We start from the raw sequence: 19,613 nt of genomic DNA, 5'->3' as shown, positions 1-19,613 counted from the left end.
GGCCCTCAGCCCGCCGTGGCCGTGCGTGGGGTGGTCTGCTGGACGGCCCAGCCGTTGCCGTCGGGGTCGGAGAAGTAGACGAAGGACCCCCAGGGCATGTCCTCGATCTCCGTCACCTCGATGCCCCGGCCCTTGAGATCGGCGAAGGCCTCCTCGATGTCCGCGACCACGACCTGCATGTTGTCCAGCGACCCCGGTGTCATCCGGGTCAGGCCCCTGCCGATGGCGATCGAACAGGCCGAGCCCGGCGGGGTCAGCTGGACGAAGCGGATCTCCTCGCTGACCGTGATGTCGTGGTCGGCGTGGAAGCCGATGCGTTCGTAGAAGGCCTTGGCCCGGTCGATGTCGGTGACCGGTACGGCGACCAGTTCCAGCTTGATGTCCATCGGCTTCTCCTGACTCCGGTGTCCCAGTGCTTGCGGGGGCCGGTGCCGGCGCCCCGCTGGCCATCATCCGCCGGAGACCGCCGCCGCGCCGCCCGGAACGGCCCGCGCCGCCGGCGTGTCCCCGTCCGGACCGGCCGCCGCGAACTGGGTGCGGTACAGCTCCTCGTACCGTCCGCCCACCGCCAGCAGCTCGGCGTGGGTGCCGCGTTCCACGATCCGGCCGTCCTCCACCACCAGGATCAGGTCGGCGGCCTGCACCGTCGACAGCCGGTGCGCGATCACCACGGCGGTCCGGCCCGACAGGGCCTCGGCCAGGGCCTCCTGGACGGCCGCCTCCGAGGTGGAGTCCAGATGGGCGGTCGCCTCGTCCAGGATGACCACCCGCTGGCCGGCCAGCAGCAGCCGGGCGATGGTCAGCCGCTGGCGCTCCCCGCCCGAGAGCCGGTAGCCGCGCTCGCCGACGACCGTGTCCAGCCCGTCCGGGAGCGAGGCGACCAGCCCGTCCAGCCGGGACCGGCGCAGGGCCTCCCAGATTTCCTCCTCCGCCGCCTCCGGGCGGGCCAGCAGCAGGTTGGCCCGTACCGACTCGTGGAAGAGGTGGCCGTCCTGCGTGACCATGCCCAGCGTCTCGCGGATGGAGTCCGCGGTGAGGTCCCGTACGTCGACCCCGCCGAGGCGCACCGCGCCCGCGTCCGTGTCGTACAGCCGGGGCAGCAACTGCGCGATGGTCGACTTGCCGGCGCCCGACGAGCCGACCAGGGCGATCATCTGCCCGGGGTCGGCCCGGAAGGACACCTCGTGCAGTACCTCGGTGCCGCCCCGCGCGTCGAGGGTCGCGACCTCCTCCAGGGAGGCGAGGGACACCTTGTCGGGGGAGGGGTAGCCGAAGGAGACCCGGTCGAACTCGACCGCCACCGGACCCTCGGGCACCCGGCGGGCGTCCGGCTTCTGGGAGATCAGCGGCTTCAGGTCGAGGATCTCGAAGACCCGCTCGAAGCTGACCATCGCGCTCATCACCTCCACTCGCGCCCCGGCGAGCGCGGTCAGCGGCGCGTACAGCCGGGTCAGGAGCAGGGCGAGCGCGACCACCGAGCCCGCGTCCAGGGTGCCGGCGAGCGCGTAGTGGCCGCCGAGTCCGTACACGAGCGCCAGGGCCAGCGCGGAGACCAGCGTGAGGGCGGTGATGAAGGCCGACTGGGCCATCGCCGTCCGGATCCCGATGTCACGCACCCGGGCGGCGCGCGCCGCGAACTCCGCCGACTCCTCGTCGGGCCGTCCGAACAGTTTGACGAGCGTGGCGCCCGGCGCCGAGAACCGCTCGGTCATCTGCGTGCCCATCGAGGCGTTGAGCGCCGAAGCCTCCCGCTGCAGGGCCGCCATCCGTACGCCCATCCGGCGGGCGGGCAGCACGAACACCGGCAGCAGTACGAGGGCCAGCAGGGTGATCTGCCAGGAGATGCCCAGCATCACGGTCAGGGTCAGCAGCAGCGTCACGGTATTGGACACCACTCCCGACAGGGTGTTGCTGAACGCCCGCTGCGCGCCGATCACGTCGTTGTTGAGCCGGCTGACCAGCGCCCCGGTGCGGGTCCGGGTGAAGAACGCCACCGGCATCCGCTGCACGTGGTCGAAGACCGCCGTCCGCAGATCCAGGATCAGCCCCTCGCCGAGGGTGGAGGAGAGCCGGCGCAGTACCAGCCCCAGCCCCGCCTCGGCGACCGCGATCAGCGCGATCAGCAGCGCGAGGCGGGTGACCGTACCGCCTTCGCGGCCCTCGACGATCGTGGTGACCACGCGGCTCGCGAGCACCGGGGTGGCCACCGCGAGCAGCGCGGTCACCACGCTGAGGAGGAGGAAGAACGTCAGCCCGCGCCGGTGCGGGCGGGCGAAGGCGGCGATCCGGCGCAGGCCGGCCCGCGAGAGCGGGCGCCGGTCCTGCTGGGCGTTGATCGCGCTGTGGAGCGAGGTCCAGGCGGTGACTTCCATATCCATGAGCCGAACGCTAGGACCTCAAGCAAACTTGAGGTCAAGGGGCGGAGGGCTCGTGGGTGAACGGAAACGGGTTCGACCCGTCAGTCGAGGCAGAAGATGTTGTCCTCGGGATCGGCCATCACGATGATCCCTTCGTTCTCCTCGTCGGACTCCAGGCGGTACAGCCGCTTCGCGCCCAGCTCCTCCAGCCTGGCCGCCGCCGCCTCCAGCTCGGCCATCCGCTCGTCCCCCTTCAGGCCGGGTGCCGAGCGCACGTCCAGGTGCAGGCGGTTCTTCGCCTCCGTCTTGGCCTCCGGGACCCTCTGGAAGTAGAGCCGCGGCCCCTTGCCGTCCGGATCCGAGGCGGCCGCCCAGTCGGCGGAGCCCCCCGGCTGGACCCGATAGCCCAGTGCCTGCGCCCAGAAAGCCGCCTGCGCGCCCGGATCGGCGCAGTCGTACGTCACCTGGATTTCCTTGGCCATGTGGCCTCCGACCATTCGAAACTCGTTCACCGGTACCCGTTGGCACCAGCGCAGGACGATAGTGGATCAACCCTCACTCGTACGAGGGATTTTCGTGGCCCTCGTGCCTGTCGGTGCCCGGTGCCAGAATCGGCCCATGACGCAGGGATCAGAGCCCCTCACGCACTCCGGCCGACGCGCCGGCGACACCGTTCTCTCCCGCTTCGAACGCTGGGCCCGCGACACCCCGGGGGCCCGGGCCGTGGCCGCGGGCACCGACAGCCTCACCTACGGACAACTCGACGCACGCGCCAACCAGTCGGCCCGCCACCTGCTCGACTGCGGACTGCCCGAAAGGGCCGTCGTCGCCGTGTGCTCCGCCCCGCGGGCCGAGCTCGTCGTCCTCCTCCTCGGCATCCTCAAGGCCGGCGCCGCCTACACCGTCATCGACGTCGAGAACCCGCGCACCGGACAGCGCCAGCTCGCCGCCGCCCGACCCTTCGCCCTGCTCGCCGACGCCGCCGACCAGGCCCGCCTCGACGACGGCGGCGACCTGCGGGTGATCCGCACCGGCGGGCCGCACGCGGTCGCCACCGCCGCACTGCCCACCGGCCCGCCGGACCGGGCACCGGGAGGGGACACGGCCGCCGTGCTGTTCACCGGGGGTACGGACCGGCGCGCCGTCCCGCTCTCCCACGAACGGTTCCTCGCCGCCCACGAAGGGTGGGCCCGGGTCGCGGGGCCGGCGCCCGAGGACCGGCACCTGATCACCGCCGCCCCGGACCTCACCGGCTTCGCGGCGGGATGGACGCGGGCCCTCTGCGAGGGCGGCGCCCTCGTCCTGCCCGAAGGCCCGCGCTGGACGCCGGAATCGCTGCGCCGCGCCGTCGACGCCGAGCGGGTCACCGTCCTGCACACCGACCCGGGCACCGCCACCCAGCTCCTCGTACGCGACCGGGAGGCCTCCCTGGCGCGGAGCTTGCACCGCCCTGACGAGGGGCTGCGGACCCTGCGCATGGTCACGGTCGCCGGCGACCGCCTCTACCTCGACGAACAGGCCGCCCTGCTCTCCCGGCTGCGGCCCGGCGCCCGGCTGCTCAACGTCTACGGGCCCACCGAAGCGGCGGGTACCGGAGCCCGGTTCGAACTCCCGCAGCTCGCGGCCCCCTTGGACGGGGCCGAAGAGCTCTCGCTGATCGGCACCGCCTTCCCCGGCTGCCGGCTGGACGTACGGGACGGGGAGATCCACCTCACCGTGCCCGGCGGCGAACCGGTCCCGACCGGGGACCTCGGAGTGCTCCGCCCCGACGGACTGCTGGAGTTCCGCGGCCGGATCCGCGACCGGCTCACCACGGACGGCAAGGTCCTCGACCCGCATCCCGTCGAGTCCGCGATCCGCGGCCACGAAGCGGTCGGCGCGGCGCTCCTGGCCGAGGTCAGGGGCGGCGGCAAGGGCGTCAACGCGCGGCCCCTGCTCGTCGCCTTCCTCGCCCCGCCCGCGGAGGACGACTCCTGGCCCCCGGGATCCGACCTCCCCACCGGCATGGAGCTCCGCCGCCACCTGGCGGGCAGGCTCCCCGGGGCGATGTTGCCGAGCGCCGTGTTCCGGCTGCCCAGGATCCCCCGGGACCGGGCCGGCCGCGAGCAGCGGGCCGCGCTCCCGATGCCGCCGGGACGGGCCGGGGACGATGGCAGCGGGGACGATGGCAGCCGGGACGATCGCAGCAAGGGCGGGAGCGGCAAGTACGGCGGCAGGTACGCGAGGAGCGACTCGGGGCCCGATATCGCGGGATGGGCCGGCGTCATCTTCTTCATCGCGGTCGGGCTGGTCCTGGTGGCGGGCTTCACCATGATCCTGACCCTGATCTTCTGGCCCGGTTCCACGAACCTCGCCGGCGTCCCGAACCCGTACGCGACGCTCTTCTTCCTCCTCTACATGTGCGAGTGCTGGGCGTTCGCGGCCGGAGTGTGGTTCCTGTTCACCGGCCGGTCCCGGATGCGCCGCCACGGGCGCCGCGGCCCCCGCATCACCGCGGCCGCCCACCTGGCGATCGTCTACCTGCTGGCCGCCTGGTGGCCGCAGGACAACTTCTACCGGCTCGCGGGCAAGCGGGACTGGCCCCAACAGGCCGCGCTCGTCTACGCCTTCAACATTCCACTGATGATCGCCGCCGGGATCGTGGCGGTCTACGTCTCCCGCCCGCCGCTCAGCGTGTTCGACGGGGAGCCGGACACGGCATCGGGATCGGCATCGGGATCGGCGACGGGATCGGCAGCGGTTCCGGTGCAGGCAACGGACCGCGACGGGGCCAGGTCCACCGATCCGGCCGGCTGAACCCACGCCGGCTGGGCCCGGGCCCGGGTTGCAGGGGTCCCGGTCGCCTGGGTCCGGGCCGGTCGGGTCGGGGCCGGCCGAGCCCCGTCCGGCTGCTCGAACATCGCCCCGACGGACAGCGCCTCCGCCCGTACCAGCCGTTCGGCCGCGTCCAGCAGTTCCCTGCCGGTCGCGGCCACCAGGGCGCCCATCCAGGGCGCCGGTTCGAAGGCTCCGGTGGGGATGGCGGGGAGGAACACCGCGCCCATCCCGGCGCACCGGCGGGACAGCCGCTCGCACAGTTCGCCGAAGGCCTCCTCCGGCAGCCGGGCGCCCAGCTCCACCCGGTCGGCGATCCGTACGAAGTGCCCCGCGCCCCGCAGTTCGTCGAGCCGGGCCGCCACCACGAAGGCGACGGACGGCCCGGTCAGGCGCAGGTTCGTCTCCGTCGGGGCGAGCCGACCCGCGCCGTCGGCGACGAAGTCCACGTCGAACCAGCCCCGGTAGCCCGCCGCCGACAGCTCAAGGCCCACCGCCCGGCCGAAGGCCAGCAGCGGTTCCCGCGCCCACCCGGGAACCACCCCCGGACCCACCGTGGCCCCGCGGTACCCGCCGTCCGCCACGTCCATCACCGCCCCGCCGACCTCGTGGACCCGGCCCCCCGCGTCCACGAACCCGTCGTACGTGAGGTCGCGCGGCTCGGCCGGATCCGCCGGACCGCGTACGTACTCCTCCACCAGCAGCGGCCCGCGCGCCAGCGTCCGGACCACGGCCCGGGCCCCGCCCGCCGCACGGACCCGCTCGGGGGTCAGCACCGTGGTGCCCGAGCCGCCGACGCCGTGCTCCGATTTGAGAACGGTGCTCTCGCCCGCCCTGGTCCGGGACGCCAGCAGCCGGACCGCGGCCCGCCGGGTGCCCGCCCGCCACTGCGCGGGCAGCGTGATCGCGGGGTGCCCGCCCTCCGCGAGGATCCGCCCGAACAGCCCGTGTGCCGCCGACTTCGACTCGTACCGCAGCTCGTCCGGCCGCCAGGGCCGCCGGGCCAGCCGTGCGAAGGGGGCGGTCAGGCCCCACGGTACGAGGGGCACCCCGGTCCCGGTCAGCCGCGCGGCCAGCGCGGGCCGGGCCCGTACGGCCTGCGACAGGCCCGGATCCCCCTCCGCGAGCCCGTCGTACACCTCCACCCCGGCGGGCCAGTCCAGTTGGCGCCCGAGCAGGGAGATCCAGCCCGGCGGCACCGGGCGCGGCAGCACCAGCGCGGCCGGCCGCGGACTGTAGAAGGCGGCCAGGCAGGCGTAGTGGTGGGCGGCCCGCTGCTCCCGGTCCAGGGAGGCGTCCGCGAACTGCGCGTTGTACTCGGCGACATTGCCCACGTGCACGGCCGCCCCGCCGCCCGTCCAGGCCCGCGCCCACCCGGCCAGCGCCACGGGCGCCACCTCAAACCGCACCAGCCCACCAACAGCACCGAGACCGGCCACCAACCCAGGCCCCGGCGCCGGCCCGGGCACCGGCCCCGGCCCCGGCCCCGGCCCCGGCCCCGGCCCAGGCTCGGGCCCAAGCCCAAGCCCAAGCCCAAGCTCCGGCCCCGGCTCCCTCTCCAGCCCCGGCCCAGGCTCCGGCGCAGGCCCAAGCCCTGGTTCCGGCACCGGCGCGGGCCCGGGTTTCGGCTCCTGGTTCGCTCCCGCGTCCGATGCCACCGCGCCCATCGCCCGGTAGAAGCCGGCGGCGTGCGGGTCGGCGTCGATCAGGAGGCGGCGGAAGCCGAGTGCGGCGGCGCGCCGGAGCACGTCCCGGTACAGCAGGCGCCCCACGCCCCCGCCGATGGCGGCCGGTTCGACGAAGAGCAGCCCCAGCCGCCCGAACGGCGGCTCCCCGTCCAGGGAGGCGAGCCCGAGCACGACGGGCGGGCCGCCGCCGGACCGGGTCCCGGCGGGCCCGGCCACGCCCTCGGCGACCACGATCCGCCGCCGCACCTCGTCCCCGGCACCGATCCGCAACTCCGGCGCGCACGCGGCGAGGAACTCCGCCCCGTACCCCCAATGGGCCTTGGACCGCATGACCAGCCCCGTCAGCTCCGCGGCCTCCCCGGCCCGTGCGGCCCTGAGCTCTGCCATTTCCTGACCTCCCCATGGTCGGGCGCCATGCCGTGCGATAGATTCGGCCACCGCGACGACAGGCACGCGACGTACTTCCTACCCCACCCCGGAGACGGCTTCCCAATGAGCGACATCATCAACGGACTTGGCCGCACCACCGCATTCGGCGGCGTCGGCCTGGTGCTGCTCATCCTCGGCATCGTCCTGGTGGACGTGCTGACCCCCGGCAAGCTGCCGAAGCAGATCTGGGAAGAGCGCAACCGCAACGCCTCCGTGATGCTCTCCTCGGCACTGCTCGGCATCGGCGGCATCGTCTTCACCTCGATCTGGACCACGTACGACAGCTTCGGCAAGGGCCTGCTCTCCACGGCGGCGTTCGGACTCCTCGGGCTGGTCCTGATGGCCGTGGCCTTCCTGGTGCTGGACCTGGTGACCCCGGGCAAGCTCGGCGCCATCGTGGTCGACCCGGAGCCGCACCCCGCCGTGTGGGTGACGGCCTCCTGCAACCTCGCGGTCGCCGCGATCGTCGCCGCTTCCATCGCCTGACGAATCGCAGAGATCGCACGAGAGCGCCGCTCCCCGAAGGGAGCGGCGCTCTCGTTTCGTACGGGTGCTCCGGCCGCCGCCCTACGCCAACCCCAGCGCGAACACCGCGAACCCGGCCGCCAGCAAGCCCGCCACGGTCCGGCGCACCGCCGTGGCCCGCGTCAGGCCTGCTGGAGGCCGCTCGAACCGGCGCGCGTACCGGGCGATGCCCACCAGCAGCACCGCGAACACCGGCATCCACGCCAGCCGCGCCACGATCCACCCGACACTGTCCGGCGCCGTGGTCAGCCCGGCCAGCCCGCCCGCGAACGACCCCGGTACCGCGGCCGCCAGCATCGCCGTCTGGTGCCAGCACAGGATCGTCATCGCGCACAGGTTGATCACGACCACCGGAGCCCACAGCAGCGGCCGGGCCAGCAGCCGCGCCAGCCGGTCCCGCAGCAGGATCGCCGCGCCCGACTGGGCCGCGGCCAGGGCCACTACCAGCAGCGACGGCGGATGCGAGTTGGTCCGGGCCTCTCCCGGCACGCCGACCATCGAGGCCGGGTAGTGGAAGACCATCAGCAGGGCCGCGAACAGTACGCCCCCGCCCGCCAGGAGCAGCCAGCCCCCGCGCCGCCCGATCCGGCCCTCGCCCCAGGTCACGCCGAGCTGGTACGCGAACAGCCAGCCCGGCAGGATGTTCACCAGCGCCACCCACCCGGGCACCGAGTCCGCGAAGGGCCCGTAGCGCAGGAAGTCCACCACGGCGACCGAGGCGAGCAGCGGGGCCGCCGCCCAGCCGCCGAGCCGGTGCGCGGCACGCACGCAGTACGGGGTCAGCGCGGTGACCACCACGTACACCCCGACGAACCAGAGCGGCTGGATCACCAGCTTCGCCCCGGTCCGCAGGGTGGCCTCGGGCACCCCGGCCGCGTACAGCACGGGCGCGGCCAGCGCCCACACCGCCGTGACCCCGAGCACCGGCCGCCCCAGCCGGGCGATCCGGCCCTTCAGCCAGGCCCCGGCCGATCCGGTGTGCCGCCGGAAGGAGAGCGCGGAGGCGTAGCCGCCGACCAGGAAGAAGACACCGAGCATCTGCAGCACCCAACTGGCCGGGGCCAGAGCGCCGAAGGCGGCGAGGGGGCTCGCGTTGTGCAGGGCCCCGCCGGAGTCGAGGGTGAACCCGCCGAGCAGCCAGTGCCCGGTCGGAACGGCCAGCAGGGCCAGTGCCCGCAGTCCGTCGATCGCCCGGTCGCGGTGGGCGGGGGTCTTCGCGTCGATCCGGCCGGCGGCCGCCCGCGCCTTGGCGAGGACGCCCGGGGCGCTCACGGGGGTACGCGCCGGGGTGCTCCCCGGTGTGCTTGCCGACGGGCTTGCCGGCTTGCTCGCCGACGCGTCGGCCGCCGCGCTCGCCGGCCGGCTCGCCGGCCTCGTCTCCAGCATGCTCATCGTGCCGCTCCCGTCGCGATCGCGGCGAAGGCCCTCAGGGACCCGGTGCCGGGGGTGAAGTAGCCGGTGTGGCCCGCCACGTCGGCGGCCGGGACCGGGCGGGCGCCGAAGGCCGCCGAGGTGGGATCGGCGCCGTGGCCGAGCCCGGCGAACTCCACGTTCGGCACGTCGGCGATCCAGTCGGAGGGTCCGCGCGCCGCCCATACGCGGGCTCCGGTGTGCAGGTCGGCGACGCTGTCGGCCCGCATCCCGGGGGAGCCGAAGGCGACGATGTCGGTGGCGTCCGTGTGCCGGGCCGCCAGCCCGCAGACCACCGAGCCGTAGCTGTGGCAGAACAGCACCGGGTCGGGTGCGCCGACCGCTTCGAGTCCGTCGGTGAACCGGGCGAGGCGGACCGCGCCCGCCTGCGCCAGCCGCCCCTGGGCCGTGTCCAGCCCCACCCCGACGGGTGTGGTGTAGCCGGTCCAGGCGATGACGGCGACGCTCTCGCCGGTCGCGGACCGCAGGGCGCGGGCCATGCCCGCCGGGCCGGTGTGAGCGGCCCGCGGGCGGTCGTAGGTGGTGGCGTCGTTGTCCGAGCCCGGCACGATCACCGAGACGTGCGCGGTCCGCTCCAGGTCCCCGAACACCTCGGCGACGGTGCCCCGTCCGCGCGGGTCGAAGGCCAGGATCTGCCGGCCGGGTGCGGCCAGGGAAGCGAAACGGGGCTCGCCGGTGGCCCCCACTGCCAGCCGGTTGGCCTCGTACCTGAGAGGGAGCGGAGCCCCGTCCAGATTGCCCACCACCAGCGGGTGGGAGCGTACGAGGCCCTGTGCGCGGGTCCCGTCCAGCCCGGCGAAGAACCGCGCGACCTCGGCCGGCGTCGCCCGGGCCGGGTCCGGCAGCGGCCGCCCGGACACCGCGTCGGCCCGCCAGGCTGCGGTGCCCGGCAGCGGGCCGGTGACCGCCGCCTGCGCGTCGGCGGAGGCCCATCCCGCGGTTCCCGCGACGACGGCTCCCGCCAGCGCGGCGGCGACCAGTGTCCTTGCGAAGCGGCGCATGCCCCTTCTCCTCTCCTCGTGACGAGGAGGAAGGTAAGAAGGAGGTGTCGCACCGGGCGTCGCACCGTGGTGCCAAACCGGATGTCATACCGGGGTAGGGGGTGGAGGAGGAGATCCTCCCCGGCGGCCCGGGGCCGGGCCGGGGCCGGGCCGGGCCGGTGGGTCAGGCCGGTGGGTCAGGTCAGGTCAGCTGAGGTCAGGCCGTCGAGTCGCCCGGCCGCACCAGCCCCGCCTCGTAGGCGAAGATCACGGCCTGGGCCCGGTCCCGCAGGTCCAGCTTGCCCAGCACCCGCCCGATGTGGGTCTTGACGGTCTGCTCGGCGACCACCAGGTGACCGGCGATCTCCTGGTTCGACAGCCCGCGCGCGATCAGCTCCAGCACCTCGGTCTCGCGCGGGGTCAGCCCGTTCAGCCGCAGTGCGGGATCGCGGCGCGGCGCGGGCCGCCGTTCGACGAAGTCCGCGATCAGCCGCCGGGTCACCGAAGGAGCCAGCAGCGCCTCGCCGGAGGCGACCACCCGTACCGCCGCGATCAGATCCGCCGGCGGGGCGTCCTTCAGCAGGAAGCCGGAGGCTCCCGCGCGCAGGGCCTCGTACACGTAGTCGTCGATGTCGAAGGTGGTCAGCATCAGCACCTTCGGCCGGTGCACCACCCCCGGCGGGGGGTCGAGGAGCTCGCGGGCGGCGCTGAGCCCGTCCATCTCCGGCATCCGGACGTCCATCAGCACCACGTCGGGGTGGACGGTGCGGGAGACCTGGATCCCCTGGCGCCCGTCGGGCGCCTCGCCCACCACGTCGATGTCGGCCTGCGCCGACAACAGCGCGGCGAAACCCGCCCGCACCATGGCCTGGTCGTCGACGATGATCACGCGGATGGTCAACTTGGTTCCTCGGGAGCGGTGTTGAGGGGCATGCGGGCGGCGACCCGGAAGCCGCCGTCGGGCAGCGGACCGGTGTCCAGCGTCCCGCCCGTCAACCGTACGCGCTCCCGCATCCCCACCAGCCCGTGCCCGGTCCCCGAAGTCTCCACCGCCACCACGACGTCCCGCGCCGGGCCGTTGACCACCAGCACGAGGAGCTCCTCCTCGTCGAAGGTCACCGAGACCCGCGTCGGAGCCCCCGGCGCGTGCCGCACCACATTGGCCAGCGCCTCCTGGACGATCCGGTACGCCGACAGGTCCACGGCCGGCGACGCCGCCCCGGCCGCGCCCGCGGCCAGCGCCAACTCCACCGGCTGCCCGGCCCGTACGGTCGCCTCCACCAGCTGCTGCAACCGCGCGAGCCCCGGCTGCGGGGTCCGGTCGGCGCCGTTCGCCTCGTCGCCGCGCAGCACCGTCAGCAGCCGCCGCATCTCGCCCAGCGACTCGCGGGCGCTCGACGCGATGGCGGCGAACTCCTCGCGCACCGGCTCCGCCATGCCGGGCAGCCGGTACGGCGCCGAATCCGCCTGCACCGTGATCACCGACATGTGGTGGGCCACCACGTCGTGCAACTCCCGCGCGATCCGGGCCCGTTCCTCCAGCAAGGTGCGCCGGGCCCGTTCGGCCTCGCTGATGCTCTCCTGCTCGGCGATCTTCTGGCGCGCGTCGCCGAGCCCGCGCAGGGCTCCCGTCAGCGCGAGCACCACCCCGGCCAGGACGAACAGCAGGGCGACCGTGTTGGTCACCCCGTCCGGCTGGAAGGCGCTCAGCACCGCCCCGACCACCCCGGTCGCCAGCCACACCCCGACCAGGGTCCGGATGGACTCGCGCAGCCCCAGGCAGGCCATCAGCACCAGGTAGCCGATGATCACCATCGGGGTCCAGGGCCAGGCGTGCCCGGCCACCCGGTCGGCCTGGGTCAGTACGGCGGCCCCGATGGTGTCCGCGAGCAGCACCAGGCCCCACGCGGGCAGCGGCCGGGTCACGGCGAGCAGCAGCGGCAGGGTCTGGGCCACGCCCAGCGCCCCGGCCCAGCCGCCGCCCGCCTTGTAGTCGTTGGTCAGCACCGCGATGGTCACCGGCAGCAGCGTCAGCACGCACACGGCGGTCACGGCGTACGGCAGCATCCGCTGCCAGGCCTCGGGCGCCTGCGCGAGCAGCGGCTCGGCCGCCCGCGCGGGCGTCCGCAACGCCACCGCGAACCGCCCCGGCACGCGGGGCCCACGCGGGGCGGTGGGCGAAGACCCGGATTCGCCCGGCCCGGACCGGGACGACGATCCGGTCCGGGACCCGGGGGAGGACCCGGGCGGCGACCCGGGCCGATCCCCGGACGGGGATCCGGACGCGGATCCATGCGGCGATCCGGCCGGGGACCGGGATCCGGGCCGGGCTCGGAAGAGGGTGCGGAAACGGGATCGGGCGCGCTCGCTCATGATCGGCCCAGCGTATGCGCCCGAGCCCCGCCCGGACCCCGGACGCCTCTCCCCGACCCACCCCGACAGCCCGGGCCGAGCCCTGGCCCGGCCGCCGGCCCCGACCCGGGGCTCGTCTCTGGCCCGGTCTCCGGCCCGGGCACCGGCACCGGCACCGGCCGCGGCACCGGCCCGGGCACCGGCACTGGCCGCGGCCCCGGCCCCGGCCTTGACCTTGGCATCGGCCCAAGGTCCGGGAGGTCCGCCCGCTCGGGCAGCCCTCCGGGGCGGGCGGCGAGGCGGATCTCGCGTGCGGTACGGGGCAGGTCCGTGGCCATCGGGGCTCCTCGGCAGGGCGCGGCCGGTGACGGCGGGGGCGGCCGCCGCCGGGCCGGGGCGGGTGGGTGCGCCGACGCTAAACCCTGACCCGCACGTCAGGGTCAAGCCCGCTCCGGCCGCCGCATCCGCCCGGCATAGACTGCGCCCGGCACGGACGATCACTGAACGGGATCACCGAACGACGATCACCGAGCGGCGATCACTCGACGGCGGGGAGCGGGGACGCATGGGCGGGGCGGCCGCGCTGGAGAAACTGATCCCGGTGGCGCTGGCCTTCGGTGTCGGCGTGCTCCTCGCGCGCCGCAAGGTGGTCCCCGCCGAGGCTTCCAAGGCCTTCGCCGACTACGCCTTCCTCTTCGCGGTCCCCTGCTACCTGTTCGGCAACATCTACGCCGCGGACCTCTCCGCCCTCTTCGACTGGCGGGCCATCGGCGGCTACGCGGCGGCCGCCGCCCTCGCGGTCGCGGCCGTCGCGGCCGCCTCCGCGGCGGCCGGACTGCGCGACCCCCGGGACGTGGCGCTGCGCGTGATGGCCGGGGTCCAGGTCAACACCGCCTACTTCGCCGTCCCCGTCTTCATCACCTTCTTCGGCACCGCGGCGCCGATCTTCCCGGTGCTGCTCTTCCAGGTCTGCGTCCTGTCGCTGGTCGTCATCGCCATCATGGAACTGGGCCGCACCGGCCCCGGTTCCGGCGGTGGCCCCGCCCGGCGCCTGGGCCGCGCCGTCAGCGCCTCGCTGGTCACCCCGCTGGTGCTCGCCTGCAACGCCGGGATCCTGCTCAACCTGCTCTCCGTGCACGTCCCGGACGTGGTCCTCGACGGGGCCGCCTTCGTCGGCGACAGCGCCTCCCCGGTGGCCCTGTTCGCCCTCGGACTGCACCTCGGCGGCATCGGCCTCGACGTCCGGGGGACCACCCGGGAGGAGCTGGCGCTCATCGGCTTCAAGTGCGTGGCCTTCCCGCTGCTGGCGTGGGCCGTGTGCGGGGGACTGTTCGGGGTCCGGGGCGAGTGGCTCACGTACCTCGTGCTGATCGCCGCGATGCCGACGCCCCAGAACCTGTTCATCTTCGCCCAGCGCTACGACGTGGGCGTGAACCTCTCCGCGGCCGTCGTGATCAAGAGTTCCCTGGTCTCCCTCCTGCTGCTGCCGCTCTGGCTGCAGGCGGTGTCCGCGTGACCGCGGCGGCCTCCGTTCCCCGGGCGGACTCCGCTCGTTGAGCGGGTATGGAGCTCCCGTCGATCGCGGCGCCCGGCGTCGGTGAACAGGCCGACGCCGTGGCCGATGCCGCCTGCCACCTCTACGACACCCTCGCGCCCTGGGGCCGCACCGCCCCCGGAGGGTGGAGCCGGGGCGCCGCCGAGGACGCCGCCGAGGCCATCGAGACGGCCGCGCACGCCCTCGCGTACGCCCATCCGCGGGCCGAGGTCATCCTCGGACCCGTGCACACCGCCCTCGCGGACCTGCGCCGGCAGCTCGGCCTCGCGCCCGCCGAACCGCTGAGCGCGGAGGGGCTGCCGGCGACCCCGCGCACGGTGGGCAACCCGCGCCGCACCCGCTGGGTGCGGGTGCTCACGCCACCCGCGCCCCGGCGAGAGCCTTCTCGTACAACTTCCTGACGTCGGCGCCGAAGTAGGAGCTGTAGGAGGTGTCGGGGGTGTCCCCGCCCGTCTTCCAGCCGCCGATCACCCCGACCACGTCGCCGGTCTCGGTCCGCTCGTCGAAGCCGGTCAGGAACGGGCCGCCGCTGGTGCCGCCCGGATAGCCGGTGCAGTCGATCCGCAGGAACGATCCGGGGATCCCCGGATCGGTGCTGGTGAACTTCGTCGTCCGGTTCACGCACAGCCGGGGCCGGGCGGCGGAGGCCGGATAGCCGATCAGCGAGACCTGCTTGTGCGCGTACGGGGCGCCGGTGACCAGCCGGTTCCCGCCCACCACGTCCTCCACGGGGAAGCCGTCGGCGTCCGGGCCGACCTGGGCGAAGGCCACGTCGAGGGCGGCGCCCTTGTCGGCGCCGAGCTCCCGGTAGCGCGGGTCGATCCACACCTTGGAGCGGCCGGCCGCGTCGCGCAGGACGGGGAACATCCCGTACGGCTGGGGGTTCTGGGCCGTGTACTGCGGTACGAAGGCCACTTGGCGGGCGTCCGTCCCGAGCAGGCAGTGCGCCGCGCTGAGCACCAGGTCGCGGCCGGGGGAGGCGACCACGCTCGCGGTGCAGAAGTACGCGCCGCCGCCCTTCATGACGAACATCCGGCCGACGACCGGGATGCCGTCGAAGTCCCGGCCGGTCCCGTCCACCGCCGCCGGGGCGCCGCCGCGGCTGATCGGGACCGCGGAGGCCATCCGGTCGGGGGTCCAGAACGACTCCGCCTCCCGGGCCGACCACCGGTCGGTCACCGGGGACTTGGCCGGGGCGGTGCCGGCCTCGGCCTCGGGCAGGGGCCCGCCGGGCAGCAGCAGGGCGGCCGTGGCCGCCGCCACCGTCAACGTACGTCGCATGTCCGTCTCCTTCTTCGGGGATGGGCAGGGAGGGCGAGGGTCTGGGGGGCCGGGGTGGCTATACGGCTTGGGGGAAGCTGAAGAGCCGGTCCGGGTCGTAGCGGCGCCGGACCTCTTCGAGACGGGCCAGGTTCGGCCCGTAGTAGGCCTCGCGCCAGCCGGTCAGCTTCGGGTCGGCGTAGTTCTGGTACGCGGCTCCGCCCGCCCAGGGCCGCAGGTCCTGCCAGAGCCCGTCCAGCCAGCCCTGGTGCCGGACGGTGTCGGCGGCCGGAGCCGCGCCGGGCCAGTAGACGAGGTACTGGGCGAGGAACCCGGCCGTGCGGTGCGCGAAGGCCGTGGCCCGCGCCGGGATCCGGTTGAGGGCCCCGCCGCAGACCCCGTCGAACTGCACCACGCCGAACCCGCCGCGCGGCACGCTCCCGGCGTAGCGCCGCAGGGCGGCCAGGACCGCCGACGCGGCCGCCTCGGTCAGCCCGTCCGGGGACCAGAAGTCGGACCGGGCGGCGTAGGAGGCGCGGCCGAGCCGGCCCTGCGGATCGTGTCCCGGCAGGCTGCCCGGCAGCCGGCACGCGGCGGGGGTCCGGTCCGGGCAGCCGGCCATCGCCCGGACGGTGTCCCCGTAGCCGCGTACGACGGTCCAGCTGTCCCGGGGCGGGCCGCCCACCAGGTCGGACAGCCGGGTCAGCTGCCGCTCCAGCTCCGCGCGCCCGCCGTCCAGGCAGAGCATCCGCAGGGCCGGGGCGCCCACCGGGCCGCCGTCCACGGTGAACTCCACCTGGCTCCAGAACGGATCGGGCAGCGCCTCCAGCCAGCGCTGCCAGCCGCGCAGGACCGCGGGGGAGTCGGCGGCGGACCAGCGCAGCTCAGCGAAGGCGCAGTCGGAGACCGGGTGGGTGCGGAAGCGGAAGCCGGTGACCACCCCGAAGTTGCCGCCCCCGCCGCCGCGCAGGGCCCAGAACAGGTCGGGCTCGCGGTCGGCGGCGACCTCGCGGACCGTCCCGTCGGGGGTCACCACGGTCACTTCCGTGAGCCGGTCGGAGGTGGCGCCCCAGGAGCGGGAGGAAAGGCCCAGCCCGCCGCCGAGGGTGAGACCGGCGATGCCGACGGAGGGGCACAGTCCCGTCGGGACGGCCAGGCCCCGCGCGGCGAGGACGGCGTTCACCTCCCCGAGCCGGGCGCCCGCGCCGATCCGGACCCCGGTCCCGGACTCCGGGGCCACGTCCGCCATGGCGCCGGTGTCGATGACGAGTCCGGCCTCGCGGGTGGACCAGCCCGCGTAGCCGTGGCCACCGCCGCGCGGCACCACGGGGACGGCGGAGCGCCGGGCGAAGTCCAGGCAGGCGGCCACGTCGCCCGGGTGCGCGGGGTAGGCCACCGCGCCCGGCCGGACCGTGTCGTAGCGGGGCTGGAACAGCTGCCGGGCCTCGTCGTAGTCCCCGTCGCCGGCCGTCACCACCCGGCCGTCGAGGGTCCGGGCCAGCGCCCCGTAATCCGGGTCCGCGCGGCGGGCCGTCGCGCGGGCCGTCGCGCCGATCGAGGCGAGGACGCCCGTGGCGGCTCCCGCGAGGATCCGGCGGCGGTGGAGGGTCATCCCTCCTTCCTGCCACCGCCTTGCCCGTTCGGCGCGAAGGCGGGCCCACGCGGGCCGGCTTGCCCCCCGAACGGCCCACGCCCGGGTGCCCGGCGGCGCGGGCCGGGACCCGCCCGGCTCCCCGGCCGCACTCCGGCGGGCCTTCCCCCGGCCGGGCCGCCCACCGCGCCCCGGCCCGGGTCAGTCCCCCCGGCGGGCCAGCAGGAAGCCCTGCGGGGACTTCTCCGCGGCGTCCGGTTCCCGGACCAGGCGGGCCGTCTCGGTCAGGCCCGCTCCGGCCAGCAGTTCGCTGATCAGCTCGGGCGGGGTCCAGTACACGTCGAGGTCGACCGGATGCCCGTACGCGTGTTCCAGCCGGAGCTGCCGGTCGCCGGCCTTGAACGCGATCAGCAGGTACCCGCCCGGGGCCAGCACCCGGGCGAACTCGGCGAACAGCGCGGGGAGCCCGGACGGTGGCGTGTGCACGGTGGAGTACCAGGCCAGCACCCCGCCGAGGACCCCGTCCGCGATGTCCAGCGCGGCCATCGCGCCGACCTCGAACCGCAGCCCGGGATACGTCCGGCGGGCCACCGCCACCATCGCGGGGGACAGGTCGACTCCGAAGGCCCGTACCCCCAGCCCGTCGAGGTGCGCCGTCACCCGGCCCGGACCGCAGCCCAGATCGGCGACGGCCCGGCCGGGGCCGGGCCCGTCCCCGCGCACGTACTCCGCGAAGGCGGCCAGCATGGCCCGGTCCAGCGGTTTGCCCTCCAGCTCACCGGTCAGCAGCGCGGCGTAGTCGGCGGCGACGGCGTCGTAGGACGACCGGACGGAGTTCAGGTGCGAAGTCGATGCCATGCCCCCGGACAGTAGCCCGCCCGGGCCCCGAACTCAGCCCCCGGTCCCGGTCAGCGGATTGTCCAGCTCGGCCCACTGATCGCCGGGCACGCCCGGGCTCAGCCGCATCAGCGTCAGCGCCTTGGTCGGCAGCGGTCCGGTCAGCAGCGCCCGGGTGTCGGCGGTGGACGGCAGTCCGGGCGCGGCCGCCGCCAGGTCCGCCGCGAGCGCGGCGGCCGAACCGGCCGTGGAGCCGAGCGCCCCCGCCACCAGCGAACCGAAGAGCTTGCGGCGCAGCAGGGTCACGTCGTCGGTGATCAGCCGCCCCGACAGCGGTGGCGCCGGCAGGCCGTGCCGGGCGAGGCGGGCCGGGCTGATCCGGATGTCGGCGAGGTCGCGGTACACGAGCCGCAGCGGGGCGCCGTCGGCGGACAGGACGACCAGCAGGTTCTGGCCGTGGGCCTCCAGGGCCACCCCGAGATCCAGGACCCGCAGGCACACCGACAGCGCGAGGCGGGCGAAACCGGCCCGCCAGGCGTCGGAGCGCGCGTACGGGGTCAGCGCCAGGGCGGCCACGGGCAGCACCTGCTCGCCCGCACCCCGGTCCGCGTAGGCCTCGGGCGGTTCGCGGAGCACGGCGGCCAGGTCCGGGGTGCCGGCGGTGACGGCGCCCAGGGTGCGGGTGATGTGCAGGCGGCCGTCGAGCCGTTCGGACAGGCTCTGGGCGAAGGCGGAGACCGCGGCGGCCGTCTCGATGGAGTAGACGGAGATGTCCCGCACGGAGGAGGTGAGGCGGGTGCTGAGGGCGGTCTTGACGTGCGGCCCGCCGTCCGCTGGAGAGAGGGTGCGCAGGGCCATCAACGGGTGCGCGGCGGGCCCGGGCCGCAGCTCGTGCCCGTGGGCGTTCCCCTGCCCCTGCCCCTGCCCCTCCAGGTCCTCCTGTTTCACCACGTGCTCGGCCTGCCAGGGATGGACCGGTACGAGGATCCGCCCGGCCTCCCGCCACCGGTCCGGCCACTCTCCGGTGACCCGGCACTCCCCGGCCCGTACGACGGCCAGCCCGAGGGTGACGACGGGCCGGTGCTCGGGTGCGTACGCGAGCTGCTCGGCCACCGTGAAACCGGGGCGGGAGCGGCAGTTGGGATGGTACGGATGGCCGTCCACCACCCGCTGCTCCCACTCCCAGGCGGCCAGCCGCCCGGTGTCGCCGGCGGTGGAGTCGGCTGGGGGGCCGCCGGGCTGGCCGGCGCGGGACAGGGCGAGGGAGGCCGTGCTCTCGTCGAGCTCGGCGGCGAACTCCTCCCCGTACGGCAGCCCGAGCGCCGCCACCAGCAGGGAGGCCCGCCGGTAGGGGCGGCCGTCGAGCAGCAGCTCGGTCACGGGGGGCGCGCTCGCGCGGACCGCGGAGAACGTCGTCGCGTACGGGTCGGGGAGGGGGCCCTCCAGCCGGGAGCCCGAGGCGAGCCGGAGCGCGAGCGTGCCGGATCCCCGCTCCCGGTGGGTGATCCACGGCAGCGGCTCGAAGGCGAACGCCCGCCACAGCCGGGTGAGTACGGCGCTGCGCGCGCCGGGGAGCGCGGCGGCGTACGCGGATCCGAGGCTGCCGGGGCGCGGGCCGGCGGGGCCGCCCGGTCCGGTGGGTCCGGCAGGGGCGGTTTCGGACAGCCCGGCCAGTTCGGCGGCCACGGCCTCTTCGGCCGCGGTGGCGGGGAGGTGCATGCTGGGATCCAGGGCCCCGGTCCTCTCGGATGACGTGATGATCACTTCATCATCGCGGATACTGAAGATCACGGC

At 75.1% G+C, this 19,613-nt stretch carries 15 protein-coding genes and 1 pseudogene; 4 read left to right on the top strand and 12 right to left on the bottom strand.

Annotated features, from left to right (window positions below):
* Nucleotides 1-5: 5 nt before the first annotated feature.
* The 3 genes from AC3IX6_RS01910 to AC3IX6_RS01900 form a co-directional block, all read right to left on the bottom strand.
* Nucleotides 6-386 carry a VOC family protein gene (locus AC3IX6_RS01910; RefSeq protein WP_489368414.1) on the bottom strand — a complete coding sequence of 127 codons (381 nt, stop codon included), beginning with the start codon at nt 384-386 and terminating at the stop codon, nt 6-8.
* Between the two features lie 63 nt (nt 387-449).
* Entirely contained in the window at nt 450-2,378 is a 1,929-nt protein-coding gene (locus AC3IX6_RS01905; protein ID WP_489368413.1) for an ABC transporter ATP-binding protein, read from the bottom strand.
* An 80-nt stretch (nt 2,379-2,458) separates the two neighbouring features.
* Nucleotides 2,459-2,839 (bottom strand): VOC family protein, encoded by a 381-nt coding sequence (locus tag AC3IX6_RS01900; protein ID WP_489368412.1) that lies wholly within the window; start codon nt 2,837-2,839, stop codon nt 2,459-2,461.
* Here AC3IX6_RS01900 and AC3IX6_RS01895 point away from each other — a divergent pair.
* Nucleotides 2,838-4,091: pseudogene (locus AC3IX6_RS01895) on the top strand (AMP-binding protein); the annotation flags it as partial. The gene AC3IX6_RS01900 and the pseudogene AC3IX6_RS01895 overlap by 2 nt on opposite strands.
* A gap of 914 nt (nt 4,092-5,005) precedes the next feature.
* Here the strand turns inward: AC3IX6_RS01895 and AC3IX6_RS01890 are convergent.
* Complete coding sequence (locus AC3IX6_RS01890) at nt 5,006-7,246, bottom strand: GNAT family N-acetyltransferase (protein WP_489368411.1); 2,241 nt, start codon at nt 7,244-7,246, stop codon at nt 5,006-5,008.
* A 105-nt stretch (nt 7,247-7,351) separates the two neighbouring features.
* Between AC3IX6_RS01890 and AC3IX6_RS01885 the strand changes: the two genes are divergently transcribed.
* The gene (locus AC3IX6_RS01885) at nt 7,352-7,774 is read left to right on the top strand and encodes a DUF350 domain-containing protein (RefSeq protein ID WP_274551086.1); all 423 of its coding nucleotides are present in this window, start codon (nt 7,352-7,354) and stop codon (nt 7,772-7,774) included.
* A gap of 81 nt (nt 7,775-7,855) precedes the next feature.
* Here AC3IX6_RS01885 and AC3IX6_RS01880 read toward each other — a convergent pair whose 3' ends face one another.
* The 4 genes from AC3IX6_RS01880 to AC3IX6_RS01865 all read right to left on the bottom strand — a co-directional run bounded on the left by AC3IX6_RS01880 (nt 7,856) and on the right by AC3IX6_RS01865 (nt 12,360).
* Nucleotides 7,856-9,205: an acyltransferase family protein gene (locus AC3IX6_RS01880; RefSeq protein ID WP_489368410.1), complete on the bottom strand. Its 1,350-nt coding sequence runs from the start codon at nt 9,203-9,205 to the stop codon at nt 7,856-7,858.
* Nucleotides 9,202-10,245: an alpha/beta hydrolase gene (locus AC3IX6_RS01875; protein ID WP_489368409.1), complete on the bottom strand. Its 1,044-nt coding sequence runs from the start codon at nt 10,243-10,245 to the stop codon at nt 9,202-9,204. Before AC3IX6_RS01875 ends, AC3IX6_RS01880 begins: the two co-directional genes overlap by 4 nt.
* Nucleotides 10,246-10,441: 196 nt before the next feature.
* Complete coding sequence (locus AC3IX6_RS01870) at nt 10,442-11,125, bottom strand: response regulator (RefSeq protein ID WP_489368408.1); 684 nt, start codon at nt 11,123-11,125, stop codon at nt 10,442-10,444.
* Nucleotides 11,122-12,360, bottom strand: a complete 1,239-nt coding sequence (locus AC3IX6_RS01865) for a sensor histidine kinase (RefSeq protein ID WP_489368407.1) — start codon at nt 12,358-12,360, stop codon at nt 11,122-11,124. The genes AC3IX6_RS01870 and AC3IX6_RS01865 overlap by 4 nt, the downstream gene beginning before the upstream one ends.
* A gap of 781 nt (nt 12,361-13,141) precedes the next feature.
* Here AC3IX6_RS01865 and AC3IX6_RS01860 point away from each other — a divergent pair.
* Nucleotides 13,142-14,092: an AEC family transporter gene (locus AC3IX6_RS01860; protein WP_489368406.1), complete on the top strand. Its 951-nt coding sequence runs from the start codon at nt 13,142-13,144 to the stop codon at nt 14,090-14,092.
* Nucleotides 14,093-14,139: 47 nt separating this feature from the next.
* Entirely contained in the window at nt 14,140-14,532 is a 393-nt protein-coding gene (locus tag AC3IX6_RS01855) for a hypothetical protein (RefSeq protein ID WP_489368405.1), read from the top strand.
* On the opposite strand, the gene AC3IX6_RS01850 is transcribed toward AC3IX6_RS01855, so the two are convergent.
* The 4 genes from AC3IX6_RS01850 to AC3IX6_RS01835 form a co-directional block, all read right to left on the bottom strand.
* A complete protein-coding gene (locus AC3IX6_RS01850) occupies nt 14,486-15,412 on the bottom strand; it encodes a S1 family peptidase (RefSeq protein WP_489368404.1) in 927 nt (308 codons plus the stop codon). The genes AC3IX6_RS01855 and AC3IX6_RS01850 overlap by 47 nt on opposite strands.
* Nucleotides 15,413-15,470: 58 nt before the next feature.
* Nucleotides 15,471-17,003 carry an FAD-binding oxidoreductase gene (locus AC3IX6_RS01845; protein WP_489368403.1) on the bottom strand — a complete coding sequence of 511 codons (1,533 nt, stop codon included), beginning with the start codon at nt 17,001-17,003 and terminating at the stop codon, nt 15,471-15,473.
* A gap of 180 nt (nt 17,004-17,183) precedes the next feature.
* Nucleotides 17,184-17,840, bottom strand: coding sequence for a class I SAM-dependent methyltransferase (locus AC3IX6_RS01840; RefSeq protein WP_489368402.1), 657 nt, complete (start codon nt 17,838-17,840; stop codon nt 17,184-17,186).
* A 33-nt stretch (nt 17,841-17,873) separates the two neighbouring features.
* Nucleotides 17,874-19,538 carry an IucA/IucC family protein gene (locus tag AC3IX6_RS01835; RefSeq protein ID WP_489368401.1) on the bottom strand — a complete coding sequence of 555 codons (1,665 nt, stop codon included), beginning with the start codon at nt 19,536-19,538 and terminating at the stop codon, nt 17,874-17,876.
* Between the last annotated feature and the right edge of the window lie 75 nt (nt 19,539-19,613).

The organism is Streptomyces sp. GL_141, assembly GCF_057834385.1.
This window is presented reverse-complemented; position numbering and strand designations above follow the sequence as displayed.